Consider the following 12,022-nt stretch of genomic DNA (forward strand, 5'->3'; position numbering starts at 1 on the left):
CAGGACCTTGAAGAGAAAAAGCGGCGGGCGCCCCGGGTCGGGGCGCCCGTCGTCGTTCAGGCGGGTGTTGCGAAACGCTTTGCGTGGTCGCGGATGATCGCCTGGATCGCGGTGTCGCTGTCGAAATTGCCATACCAGCCCTGGGGCTCATGTGGCGGATCGCCCATGAACTGGGCGTCGCCCGGCTGGAAACGATAATCCGCGTGCGGGGTGCGCGCTTCGCCGTTCCAGGCCCAGAAATTAGTGCCCGCGACCGGCCCGCCCTGCGCCAGGCTGCGCTCTGCCGCGCCATAGATCAGCCGGTAGTATTTCTCGCGGAAACTGGTGCCGGCCTCTTGCCCGAAGCGCCCGTCGTCGCGCGGGAAGCCGAACTCCTCGATCACGAGCGGCTTGCCCGCCGTCGCGGCCAGCCGGACATGGGTATCGACATAGGCCTCGACCTTCTCGGCCCCGGCCTGCCACGTCCCGGCAAGGTTCTTGTCGTCCACCCATCCCCAATTGAGGGGCCAGACATGCGCGGTCATGTAATCGATATTCTCATGGGCCTTAAGGACGATCTCTTCGCTACCATTGGTCGCGATCGTGCCTTCCATGCCAAGCGATACCAGATGCTTTGGCGCCAGGCTGCGGATCAGCCGGGCTGAGGTGTTGATCCAGTTGTAATAGGCCGGGAGAATGGCCTTCATCACTTCCGGCCGCACGCCCGGGCGCGGTTCGTTGCACAACTGCCACGACATGATCGTGGGATCGTCGGCATAGCGAATACCCGTTACCGAATTCACTCGCGATACCAGCGCGCGGACATAATTCAGGTTGCGGCGGACAGCAGCGGCGTTGGCATAGAATGCGCTGCCCCGGTCGGGGAAATCGGGCCAGGGATAGGCGGGGTCATTATTGTCGATATACTGGCCGGTCTCGTACCACAGCAGCGTCATCATGCCGCCGGACCATTCCCAGTTGTTGGTCAGGTAGAGCACCCCGGTCATGTCGCGCACCGCCAGTTCTGCCAGCGCATGATCGAGCCCGACGAGCAGATCCTGGTTGAGCGTGCCCGCGCGATTGAGGAATCCGGGCGTGACGGCGTTCTTCAGCGGGCCTTCCTCGGCACCCGCGAGCAGGCGCACATTGGTGACGCCCAACGCGCGCAGGCGATCGAGTTCGCGGCCCAGCCGGGCGCGGTTGCCATAGCTGGCGGCGCTGCCCAGCCACGCAAGATACCAGGCATTGGCCCCGGTCAGCCGCCACGGCTTGCCATGGCGGACAAAGCTCGTGCCGCTCCGCCGAACGAAGGCATCCCGGCCGGGCGCGGGCGCAATGCCCGCAAGCGCTGCGGGTGCGACAATGCTGCCGGCGGCACCGGCAAGGAACATGCGCCGGCCCAGGGGGGTATCATTCGGATTCATCGTGTCGATCCTCTCGCTGTGCTCGTTTGCGGCACCTGTGTCTCGAAGGTTCCGATTGTGGAACAGGATGTGCTAGGTTTAAAGAAAAATATTTGCTTTATCACTGAGACACGGCCCGCAGGCGGGTTCCGGCACAAGCAAGAGGAGAGGAAGATGAGCCCGAATGCGATCCTGCGCGGGGTCTGCCATTGGATGGCGCTGACGGTTGCGACGGCGTCGATAGCCTGGGCGTCGTCGGCGGCGGCGCAATCGCCCGTCGTTGCGGTGACTGGCGGCGCGATCGCCGGGCATGCGACCGACGGCGCAACCGAATTCCTGGCGATCCCCTATGCCGCCCCTCCGGTCGGCACTCTGCGCTGGCGCGCGCCTGCGCCGGTCCTGCCCTGGGCCGGCCAGCGCGATGCGAGCCGCTCCGGCCCCGCCTGTCTCCAGAATGACGAGGGCTGGAACCACGCCCAATGGCTCGACGCGAGCGAGGATTGCCTGACGCTCGACGTGCGCACGCCGTCGATGACCGGCAAGCGCCCGGTGGTGGTGTGGATTCACGGGGGCAGCAACCGCGCCGGGTCGGGCCGGGATGCAGTCAATTCGGGCTTTGTCGGCAAGGGGCTGGTGGTGGTGTCGATCCAGTACCGGCTGGGCGTGCTGGGCTTTCTGTCACATCCGGCGCTGGCCGCCGAACAGGGCGGGGCGAGCGGCAATTACGGGTTGATGGATCAGATCGCGGCGCTTCGCTGGGTCCGGGACAATATCGCGCGTTTCGGGGGTGATCCCGCGCAGGTGACGATCATGGGCGAAAGCGCGGGTGCGCAGGACGTGTCGCTCCTGTTGGCCGCGCCGGACGCGCGCGGCTTGTTTCGCGCCGCAGTCCTGCAAAGCGGAACGCCTGGCTTCGGCATGTCGTTTCGCTCGCATGCGGACGCCATGAAGATCGGTGAAGCGCTTGACCGGCTGGCGGGTGCGCAAGGCGATCTGACCCGGCTGCGTCGGCTGTCGCCGGTCGCTCTGTTCGCGCTCCAGTCGCAGTTGAGCGAAACCGAATCGCATGGCAGCGACTTCGTGTTTCTCCGCACCACCATCGATGGGCGCGTCCTGCCCGAGTCGCCCGACCGATTGCTGGCAAAGCGGCCCGCAGTGCCGGTGATCATCGGCACCAATACCGTAGAATTCGGCCCCGGCGCCGGATCGGTGCCGCTCGACGCCTTTGCCCAATATTGGTTCGGTGCCGGCGCCACAGCGGCACTCGGCGCCTATCGCGACGAAGAAGCCAGGGGCGCCGATCCACGGCGTGGTAATGTGGAGTTGCGGATGCAGTCCGACGCGCAGTTCCACTGTCCTGCCAACCGAATGGCGGCGCTGCTGACGGCGCGGGGATGGCCGGTGTGGCGCTATGAGTTCGATGTTGGTCCGACCGGCGGGCTGACCAGCCACGCCGCCGAGATCGGTTATATTTTTGGCGGTCGACCGGTGGGTGGCGGCGTCAGCGTGCTGGATTACTGGTCGGCGCTGGCACTGCACGGCGATCCGAACGCCGCGATCGACAGCACCCCCACGCGCCCGGCCTGGCCCAGCCTGGCGCAGGGAAGCGAGCGCACCCTGCGCTTTGGCGGGCAATCGACCGAGGTTGCCAAGGGACTTCCGCGCGCTGCCTTCTGTAGCTTCGCCAGCAACCTCTGACTTCGGGGCTCAGGCTTCCTCCTCCTTCCAAAGCGCTTCGGTGTTGGGCAGCAGAAAATGGTGGAAGGGGAGGATGGCGGCGCCGATTGCCGGTGCGTTGTCTGACAGCAGGGCGCGCATGATTGGCGCGCGCGACGGCAGCGTCGGGGTTACGGCATCCAGTGCCTGTTCGAGCGCGCGTGTCAACCGATGGACGCAAGCGTGGGGCAAACGCGCGCCGATCAGGATGCACGCCGGGTTGAGTAGGCAATTTACTGCCACTAGCGGGCTGGTCAGCCGCTCGACTGCACCGGCAAGCCAGACATCATAGGCGCGCATCACCGCACTGTCTTCCGCCGCACCCTCCAGTTCGTCAAGCGTGTGGCCCGATTGTCCGAGATGCGCCTTCAGTGCGGAAAGCGACACATAGTCCTGCACGCGCTTGCCATCGGCGAGCGGAATGAGCCCGATCTCGCCGCTCCGGCCGGTCGCGCCCCGCATCGAATGCCCATCGACCAGCAGGCCCCCTCCAAGACCCGAACTGATCAGGATATAGAGCGCGCTCGATACCTTCGGACCCAGCCCGAACCGCAATTCGCCCAGTGCTGCCGCGGCGGCATCGTTTTCGACGAAGGTCGGCAGGTCGAACGGTGTGGCGAACAGTGCTGGGACATCGGTGTCCTGCCATGCCCTATAGTCTTCGGGCGCGCCGGGAAGGTAGATCGCGCCCAGATCGTCGGGCATCGCAATGCCGATTCCGATCAGCCGCGACACATCCGCACCTGCATCGCGGACCATCGCCTCCACCTCCGCCTGCCAATAGGCGCGCACGTCGGCGGGAAGGGCGAAGGGCAGGTCAAGCGAACGGGAGGCCACGATTTCCCCAAGGAAATTGACCAGCAACAGGCTGATATGGTCGCGATCGATGTTCACGCCGATGCTGAACCGGCCATGCGGGTTGATCTGGAGCAGCTTGCCCGGCTGGCCACGCCCCTGGCGAAGCAGTCCTTCCTCCTCGATCAGCTTCTCATCCAGCAGCCGTTTGACGATGTTCGCCACCGCAGGGGGCGTGAGCCCTGTCATCCGGGCCAGCGCAATGCGCGTGATCGTCTTGTGGACGAGAATTGCCTGCAATATCGTGCGTTGGTTATGGTCAGCGGCGCGAATGATGTTCGTGCCTGACAGCCTGACCTGAACAGGGGTCACACCGGTTGCTCCTGATTGTGCGACATCCAGCACATCGCAGGGCTTCATATTAAAGTAACTAGCTTAATGAATTCGCGCCAGGTGTCAATTCACCGCAAGCGACCTCCTCCTACGGGCAGGGCGGGCTAGCGCGGTAGGATAACAGACCTTGCCCCCGATGGCAAAATGCCGATGGATCTTGCGTGGTGGACGCTGCCCGCTATTCGCCGCTGCGCACCGCTGAACATGCATCCTGCGAATCGCCGAAATGCCGTTCGACCACGCGCACCTGCGCTATCTCCGCGCCCAGCCCGGTGGCAATCTCCTCAAGCCCGGCGTGGAGATAATGCGCGCGTCCGCACATGAAGATATCGACCCATGCGGTGCTATATTCGCGCCAAGTGTGGATCGAAATGGGGGATTCGGCGAGCAGCGCCACGCCCGTCACTCCCTGGCCGGGGCCGAAGCTGCGGAGCCGGATTACCAGCAACGTGGCAACCGCCGCTGCCGCCGCCGCGATCAGGCAGGCTTCGATCGGGGCGGCGTCCGCCAGATCGCGGGCGTCGTGCAGATCGGCGAGGAGGTGGTGTCCGATGGTCACAACAGGCTTTCATGCGCGTGGCCGAGCGACGACATCGCGCGTTCGGCGGCATCCACGCCCCGATAATGGGCTTCCTCGAAAAGCGACAGGCCGCTCAGGTCGAATGCGCGAGGAACAGCGACGGATCGGGCAGCAGCGCGTCGCCGCGCCAGAGGAAGCCCGGCGTCGGGCGGACCATCGCATGCCCCCAGCGCCACAGCTCGATGCCCCGAATCGCGTCGGCTAGTTCCGGATGCGTCGCGAGCAGATCGTCGCGCACGATGCGTTTCCAGTCATCGGCGGAACGCTCGACCAGCAGCGTACGGGCGGCGCCGGGCGCAATGTCCGACAGCGGCAGATACCAGATGGACACAGTACCCAAGGTGACCGCCTCCGGCCCCAGATGCGTCGCGACGACCAGCCAGGGCGCGTAGCTGAAGTCCTCGCGCCGGTGATCGCCGGGCAGATGCGCGCCGCGATGAAATGCGGCTTCGCCAGAATCGCGGCGCGGGCATGGCGAACGATGCCGGCACGCTATAGCGCATGCGCTCGAAGCTCACGAGACAGGTTTTCCAGCCCGACGCCGGCGTGCACGCCACTGGCTCGACCAGATAGCCGACCGTTTAGCCATCAATCCGGGGGATTGATGGCAGGGAGGCCCGCACATCTGCTCGAAGCGGCGGTTATATTTACGTTCACGCCCGACGAAGATCGCATCGACCGCCGTCTTCATGTTGTCGTAGATGCCGCGCTGGCAAGCACCGCCGAAGAATGCGAACGCGCGGTCATGCGCATCGAACACCATCTCCTGGCTCTCGCGCGGATAGGCCCGCACGTAGAACATCCGGCTGTGGCAAAGCCGCATCTGCGCAACCTTCACCGTCGTCGTGGCGCCCGCGATCACGACGATCTCGTGGCTCCAGTCGAACTGGTACGCCTCGCCCGGCGCGAAGCTCAGCGGCACATACGCAGCCGCTGTCGCGACCGATCGCTCGCGGTGCCACGCCGCCGCATAGCGCCGGACCGCGTCGTAACCGCCGCGGTAGCCAAGCCCCTGTAGTTCCTCGAACACGCGGATGATCGTCAGGCGCTCGCGCCGTGCCTTGCGGTCGTTCGTCTCCAGCAGCCGATCCAGATCGGCCGTCCATGGTCCCAGCTTCGGCAACGGCTGCACGCTGCGCTCATACGCGAACGCCGTCTCCCCCGAGCGCAGCACCTTCCTGACCGTTTTCCGCGATACGCCGAGGTCGCGCACGATCTCCTTGATCGACTTGCCCTTGACGAAAAACTCGCGCCGGATGCGCGCCACTGTCTCCACGACCAGCATCTCCCACCGCCCCCGCCGCAAAGCGACGAGGCGTGAACCGCATCCGTTCAGGGGGTCAATTTTGGAAGCCGAGCAGCCCCGAACGGGGTCAATATTGCAGGCCGATTCACACGCATTCGGCGGACCACACCACGAGTCTCATCCGCTCGTCGCCTTCTGCGCGCGCCGCGAGCATGTAGCGCTCCTTCTAGCGGTTGCGGCGCGGGCCGGCGTCGGGATGGAGAACAACGAAATGGGTGAGGTTATGGTCTACACCGATGACATCCGCCGCATGCCGGTCTTCGCAGCGGCATTGCTCGAAAACCGCGACCTTTTCGACGGGCTGAGTTTCTCCGATAGCGAAGCAGGGGACTCAAATCGCGCCTGAAGCGGCGTATCCCGCGCCGGGCGATCGTACAGATCAGCTTCTGTCAGGTTCCGTCGACCCGGATTCCGGATATTCGACGTCGATTCAGACGCGATACGCATCCCCGAACCCGACGCACGCTGCGTCGCTACCAGATCATGCGAGCGCGACGTGCCTGCTGCGCGTCCATACTATTACCTCATCATCCACGGGCCACCGCTAGGCCATTCGCCATCGAAGCTCCTGCCTTCGGCGAGCCTCCTTACAAGGGGCATCACCAGCGCCGCGATTTGCGCCTGGATCGCCGCGAACGGTTCGGGCGCCAACGCGATTTCGGTCCGCCGCAGGAACGCGGTCCATTGGCCCTGCTTCTCATCGGCGAAGGCGGGCGTGAGCGCCGGGGGCGTCTCGGCGGGCAACGGGGTTTGACGGCGATCGAAGGTGGCCTGGATGGCGCGCGATAGCACGGCGCCATCGAACGCAAACGATCCCACGATCGCCCAGATGTCGTAGAAATCCTTGAGGCGCGTGTTCAGCATACCGAGCGCGACCATGGCCTGGAATTTTTCGGCCACGACCGTTTCGGGCGGATAGGCCCGAAGATGCGCGGTGGGCTGGCCGAGCAACGACGGATATTCGATCTCGATCGCGCCCGGCGTGATCGCATCGCCATAGCCGATATCGACGTGCATCGGCAGGCGCGCGCCGGCGAGTTCGGCGACGAAGTCGATACGGACACCGGCATATTCATCCTCGGCACGGGCCGCAGCCGCGCGCAGGGTTTCTGGCCGGAACACGATGCCGTCGTCATCGACCGCGACCGCAATGATTTCCTGAAAGACCGCCGCGAGCTGCTCGGGCGCGTTTTCCCCCACGCCTAGCAGATCGAGGTCGCCGGTGGCGAGATAGGGTGCTGCCGCCCACAGGCTGAACAGCATCGCGCCCTTGAGCACGAACCGCTCGCGATGGGGCGACAGGCTCAGGCGAAAGAGCAGGCGCTCGATGACATAGCGGGTCATCAACAACTGTGCGTTTTCGCGGCGCTCGCGCACACGCGCTGTCAGCCGGTCACGCACCGAGATCGCCATGTTCTTCGGTGGTCGGCTCATGTCATGGCCTCGAGATAGGGCCGGATCACCGACTGGACCCGATCGAGCTGAGCATAACGGTAGATCGCATTCCCGCGAATTATCTTGATGCCGGGCGCCGCGTGTTCGGCGGTATCCGCCTCAACTTCTGACAAATTCAGGATCGCGCCGGCCAGGTGCCGGCCGATCGCAAGGGAGAATGACATGGTCGACAAACTTGATCGGCGCGGCGTGCTGCTCGCAGGCAGCGGCGGCGCGTTCGGGCTCTATTCCTGGGCGGCCGGTGCGCAGGTCGCGCAGGGGCAGCCTGGGAAGCAGGACCTGCGGCTCAAGCGCAAGCCGGGCGTGAAGCCGAAGAACATCCTGTTCGTCCTTACCGACGATCATCGCTACGACGCGATGGGGTTCATGAAAGCCCAGGACTTTGGCGACACGCCGACCCTCGATCGGCTGGCGCGCGAGGGCACGCATTTCCGCAACGCGTTTGTGACGACGGCGCTCTGCTCGCCGTCACGCGCCTCGATCCTCACCGGCCTCTACGCGCATCAGCACAAGGTGGTGGACAACAACCATCCGTTCCCGCCCGAGCTGATCTTCTATCCCAGGTATCTGCAGCGCGCCGGGTACGACACGGCGTTCATCGGCAAATGGCATATGGGCAACGAAGGCGATGCCCCGCAACCCGGCTTCCACCATTGGGTGAGTTTCAAGGGACAGGGTACCTATCTGCCGAGCCCGAACGGACTCAACGTCAACGGCCGGCAGGTCCCGCAAAAGGGCTATATCACCGACGAGCTGACCGACTATGCGATCGACTGGATCCGCAAGCGCGATCGCAACAAGCCGTGGATGATGCATCTGGCGCACAAGGCTGTGCATGCCGAGTTCCTGCCGGCCGAGCGCCACAAGGGGCGCTACGACAACGAAACCTTCCGCTACCCCGAGAACATGAAGCCTGGGGTGCCGGGGCGCCCGATGTGGGTCGAGAACCAGCGCAACAGCTGGCACGGCGTGGATTATGCCTATCACGGCACGCTCGACATCGCCGACTATTACAAGCGCTACATGGAGACGCTGCTCGCCGTTGACGAAGGGTTGGCGCGGATCCTGGATTTGCTCGAACAGCGCGGTGAGCTCGACGACACGCTGATCGTCTATATGGGCGACAATGGCTTCCTGTTTGGCGAGCACGGACTGATCGACAAGCGCAACGCCTATGAGGAATCGATGCGCGTGCCGTTGCTGGTGCGCTGCCCCTCGCTGTTCAAACCGGGCAGCACGATCGAGTCCGTGGTCGCCAATATCGACATCGCGCCGACGCTGCTAGCTGCGGCGGGGCTCGAGGCGCCGGACTATATGGCCGGATCCGACATGCTGCCGCTGGCGCGGAATCCCAAGGCACCGTGGCGCAGCGAGCTGCTCTACGAATATTATTGGGAACGCAATTTCCCGCAGACGCCGACGGTGCACGCTCTGCGTGAGGACCGCTACAAATATATGCATTTCCACGGCATCTGGGATTTGGACGAGCTCTACGACATCGTCGCCGATCCGCACGAAAACGACAATCTGCTGGCGCGTCCCGGCCATGAAGACCTGGCCGAACGCCTGAGCGGCAAATTGTTCGCGCTGCTGGACGAAACCAACGGCATGCAGATTCCGCTTAGCGCGGACGCGGGCGGGCGCAACGAGTTGCGCAACGCCGCCGGCAGCCCGCAGGCCGGCTTCCCGCCATCTTTCTTCCGGACCCCGCAACAAGGGCGAAAGAGGGGTTGAAGCCCGTCGCGATCCCCGGATCGCGAGATGCTTGAACGCGCGCATGACGGAGGCGGTGACTTCCTCTCTGAGGTGGAGCCGGTTTTCTGGACAGGGTGTTAAGCTACTCGCGATCTGATCGATTGGTACGGGAATGAAGACGACGAGGAAGCGCTACAGCGCGGATTTCAAGGCCAAGCTTGCGCTGGAGTCGATCCGTGGCGACCTGACACTTGCGGAACTGGCGGCCAAATATGGCGTCCACCACACGATGGTCGCGGCCTGGAAGCGGCAGCCCATCGACGGGATGGCGAGCACGTTCGCCGCGGCTGGCGAAGCGGCCAAGACTGCCAGTGAAGGCGAGGTGGAAAAGCTGCACGCCAAAATCGGGCAGCTGGTCGTGGAGCGGAATTTTTTAGCGAAAGCCTTCGGTCGATGAGCGCGGATCGGAGGCGGGTGATGATTGAACCTGCTCACCGCCGCCTGTCGATCTCGGCGCAGTGCCGTCTGCTGCGGATCAGCCGCTCCTCCTGACCTTATGCGCAGATCGGTGGTTACGAGCTTCGCCTGAAAATCGGACCTTCCTCTCACCGGTTGACCCGGTCTCGCGCCCTTCTCGGGATCGAGCCAATTCCGATTGCGCCACCTTACAACGCTGCGCTCAGCGTCAGCGTCACCGCACGCGGTGCGATCGGGTTTAGCAGTCCGGAATTCCCCACATTCCACGCGAAGCGGTCGGTGATGTTGGTCACGCGCGCACGAAGCGTGAAGGGCTTTCCGTCGAGCGTGATGGCCTGGCGAAGGCCCAGATTGATGATGGCGTAGGACGGGAGCGTGAAGCTGTTCGCCCTGTCGCCGTATCGCTCCGATCGGAACGTTACGCCACCGTCGATCGCGAGCCCTTCAATCCATGGCGCTCGCCAGGTCGCACTAGCCAGCGCCACGGTGGATGGACGGTTCATAGGACGGACACCGTACAGGCCTAGATCGACCAGCTCGCCCTGCGCGTGCGCATCAAGATAGGTTGCTCCCACGACCACGCTGAGGCGCGGCGTGAGCGGACCGGCGACGGACAGTTCCGTGCCCCGATGCCGCACCGTTCCCACAAAGCCGAACGCGCCGCGTGCATCGATCCCCAACTGTGGCTTCGAGAGGTCGAATAACCCTGCAATCAAGGTCGGCCCACCACGGATCGGAAATTTAAGCCCGAGCTCGGACTGGCGCGAGATCGCGGCCGGAAGGATATCGCCGCGATTGATGGCGTTCGCCGGCGCTACGCCGGATTCCTCCAGCCCGCGCGTGAAGCTTGCATAAGCGGTCAGCGCCGGGGTTATCGCGACCGAGAGGGCACCGCCATAGAGCCACGGGCGGCTCGCATTTTCCGTCACCGATCCGTCCAGCGCGCGTGCCTGTTTTACATAATCGACGCGCTGGACGTCGGCGCGGATCTCAGCCTTGTCACCGATCGATAGCCGGTAGCCAAAGCCGGCCGTCCATTGGTCAACATCGTCCCGGAGCCGCCGCGGATCGAGCGCTACCGCGGGACGGTCCCGTTCCGGTGGGTTGTCGAGGTCAGGATATTGCCCGAGCTGGAATGCCGCGCCCGAGTCGCTTGAGGCCATGCTGTCGCGGCGTCGGATCATGGCCAGCAGGCGGTGCTGGAGCGCACCGGTGGAAAAGCGCTTGGCGGCAGTGACCTCTGCGGAGATCGAGCTGCGTGTCTCGGCGCCGTAGAGCAGTCCGCTCGCTTCGGCCGGTGCGCCGTTCTGCGGCAAGCGGATTAGGCTGAAGACATTACGCTGATAGGAAAGCGACGATCGGAAGGCCGAGGCACCGAAGGTCCATCCGGCGCCCGCCTCGATATCGGCCATGACCCCGGCAAGATCGCTGGTGTTCCTGACATCCATCCACGCCTGGGTGCGATCGGTGCCGCGGCGGATCCGGGCGGGCGGGGCGCCAGTGACCGAATAGGAGGTACTCGCGCCGCGTGTGAAAAGGTTGCGGCTCCAGATGCCAGTCAGTCGGATGCCAGGCGCTGGCCGCCAACGAGGAACGAACCCGAAGGCGACGAAGTCCCCACGCGTGCCATCGGCGTACCGCTGGGCGAGGCTGAGCTGGACGCCGGCCGACATCCCAAACTCGCCTCCCGCCGTCGCGGCGGCGAGACGCGGGAGTACCACCGGGCCCGAGCCGCCCCACCATCCGGCTTCGATCGTGGCACGCGTGCCTGGCGCCGCGTCGGGCAGCGAATATTGCACCACCCCTGAGGGGGCTGCAAAATCGGTTCGCAAGGCGCTGACCCCAACTCTGATCGCCGTCCCTTCGGTGACTGGCTGGAGCAGGCCGGCGGCACGGACGAAATAATGGTCCTCGATGCGGTAGTTGCCGGCACTTTGCAGGTCGAAGCCGCGCACCTCGCTTTCGCTATAGAGGCCGACATCCTCCACCCCGATCCGCCGCCCGAACGCGTCATCCGATTCGCGCACCACGTCGCGTCCCTGGGCCGGCGGAGGCGACGCGCTTTGGGCCTGCGCGGCGGGCGCAACGAGCAACGTCAGGGGCAAAAAGGGGAAGCGCATTCTGGCAATCTCCGGAGATGGAGCGGCACCGCTGCGCGGCTGAATGGCTTGGAATCGAGCGGCTTGGTGCGAACGGCGCGTGCGCGGGACGAACGACACTTCG

The 12,022-nt window shown here is 64.8% G+C and carries 10 protein-coding genes and 2 pseudogenes; 4 read left to right on the plus strand and 8 right to left on the minus strand.

Annotation, left to right across the window (positions count from 1 at the left end; all coding sequences use genetic code 11):
* Positions 1–56: 56 nt before the first annotated feature.
* Positions 57–1,403: a glycoside hydrolase 5 family protein gene (locus tag TS85_RS01390; RefSeq protein ID WP_044330000.1), complete on the minus strand. Its 1,347-nt coding sequence runs from the start codon at positions 1,401–1,403 to the stop codon at positions 57–59.
* Between the two features lie 153 nt (positions 1,404–1,556).
* Between TS85_RS01390 and TS85_RS01395 the strand changes: the two genes are divergently transcribed.
* On the plus strand, positions 1,557–3,080 hold the full coding sequence (locus tag TS85_RS01395) for a carboxylesterase/lipase family protein (RefSeq protein ID WP_052507671.1): 1,524 nt from the start codon (positions 1,557–1,559) through the stop codon (positions 3,078–3,080).
* Positions 3,081–3,089: 9 nt separating this feature from the next.
* Here the strand turns inward: TS85_RS01395 and TS85_RS01400 are convergent, their stop codons facing one another.
* From TS85_RS01400 to istA, 4 genes and pseudogenes are all read right to left on the minus strand, one after another.
* Entirely contained in the window at positions 3,090–4,265 is a 1,176-nt protein-coding gene (locus tag TS85_RS01400; RefSeq protein ID WP_227698627.1) for an ROK family transcriptional regulator, read from the minus strand.
* Between the two features lie 199 nt (positions 4,266–4,464).
* Positions 4,465–4,845 carry an adenosylmethionine decarboxylase gene (gene speD, locus TS85_RS01405; protein WP_052507673.1) on the minus strand — a complete coding sequence of 127 codons (381 nt, stop codon included), beginning with the start codon at positions 4,843–4,845 and terminating at the stop codon, positions 4,465–4,467.
* Positions 4,846–4,939: 94 nt separating this feature from the next.
* Positions 4,940–5,206 carry a hypothetical protein gene (locus TS85_RS25915; RefSeq protein ID WP_193790682.1) on the minus strand — a complete coding sequence of 89 codons (267 nt, stop codon included), beginning with the start codon at positions 5,204–5,206 and terminating at the stop codon, positions 4,940–4,942.
* 187 nt (positions 5,207–5,393) lie between these two features.
* Positions 5,394–6,151, minus strand: a pseudogene (gene istA, locus TS85_RS01415) (IS21 family transposase); the annotation flags it as partial.
* 61 nt (positions 6,152–6,212) lie between these two features.
* Between istA and TS85_RS25135 the strand changes: the two are divergent.
* A complete protein-coding gene (locus TS85_RS25135) occupies positions 6,213–6,518 on the plus strand; it encodes a hypothetical protein (protein ID WP_155006265.1) in 306 nt (101 codons plus the stop codon).
* A gap of 173 nt (positions 6,519–6,691) precedes the next feature.
* Here TS85_RS25135 and TS85_RS01420 read toward each other — a convergent pair whose 3' ends face one another.
* Together TS85_RS01420 and TS85_RS25985 are read right to left on the minus strand one after the other, a co-directional pair.
* Positions 6,692–7,606 (minus strand): nucleotidyl transferase AbiEii/AbiGii toxin family protein, encoded by a 915-nt coding sequence (locus TS85_RS01420; RefSeq protein ID WP_044330003.1) that lies wholly within the window; start codon positions 7,604–7,606, stop codon positions 6,692–6,694.
* Positions 7,603–7,791 (minus strand): hypothetical protein, encoded by a 189-nt coding sequence (locus TS85_RS25985; protein ID WP_044330005.1) that lies wholly within the window; start codon positions 7,789–7,791, stop codon positions 7,603–7,605. The genes TS85_RS01420 and TS85_RS25985 overlap by 4 nt, the downstream gene beginning before the upstream one ends.
* On the opposite strand from TS85_RS25985, the gene TS85_RS01430 reads away from it, so the two are divergent.
* Positions 7,790–9,361, plus strand: a complete 1,572-nt coding sequence (locus TS85_RS01430; protein WP_052507674.1) for a sulfatase family protein — start codon at positions 7,790–7,792, stop codon at positions 9,359–9,361. The genes TS85_RS25985 and TS85_RS01430 overlap by 2 nt on opposite strands.
* A 133-nt stretch (positions 9,362–9,494) precedes the next feature.
* Positions 9,495–9,871: pseudogene (locus tag TS85_RS01435) on the plus strand (transposase); the annotation flags it as partial.
* 116 nt (positions 9,872–9,987) lie between these two features.
* Here TS85_RS01435 and TS85_RS01440 read toward each other — a convergent pair.
* Positions 9,988–11,919: a TonB-dependent siderophore receptor gene (locus TS85_RS01440; protein ID WP_044330009.1), complete on the minus strand. Its 1,932-nt coding sequence runs from the start codon at positions 11,917–11,919 to the stop codon at positions 9,988–9,990.
* Between the last annotated feature and the right edge of the window lie 103 nt (positions 11,920–12,022).

Source organism: Sphingomonas hengshuiensis (assembly GCF_000935025.1).
Taxonomy (GTDB): Bacteria; Pseudomonadota; Alphaproteobacteria; order Sphingomonadales; family Sphingomonadaceae; genus Sphingomonas; species Sphingomonas hengshuiensis.

Bases quoted from the DNA above. Each gene is read 5' to 3' on its own strand.
- TS85_RS01390 (WP_044330000.1), bottom strand. From the start codon at position 1,403: ATGAATCCGAATGATACCCCCCTGGGCCGGCGCATGTTCCTTGCCGGT.
- TS85_RS01395 (WP_052507671.1), top strand. From the start codon at position 1,557: ATGAGCCCGAATGCGATCCTGCGCGGGGTCTGCCATTGGATGGCGCTG.
- TS85_RS01420 (WP_044330003.1), bottom strand. From the start codon at position 7,606: ATGAGCCGACCACCGAAGAACATGGCGATCTCGGTGCGTGACCGGCTG.
- TS85_RS01430 (WP_052507674.1), top strand. From the start codon at position 7,790: ATGGTCGACAAACTTGATCGGCGCGGCGTGCTGCTCGCAGGCAGCGGC.
- TS85_RS25985 (WP_044330005.1), bottom strand. From the start codon at position 7,791: ATGTCATTCTCCCTTGCGATCGGCCGGCACCTGGCCGGCGCGATCCTG.
- TS85_RS01440 (WP_044330009.1), bottom strand. From the start codon at position 11,919: ATGCGCTTCCCCTTTTTGCCCCTGACGTTGCTCGTTGCGCCCGCCGCG.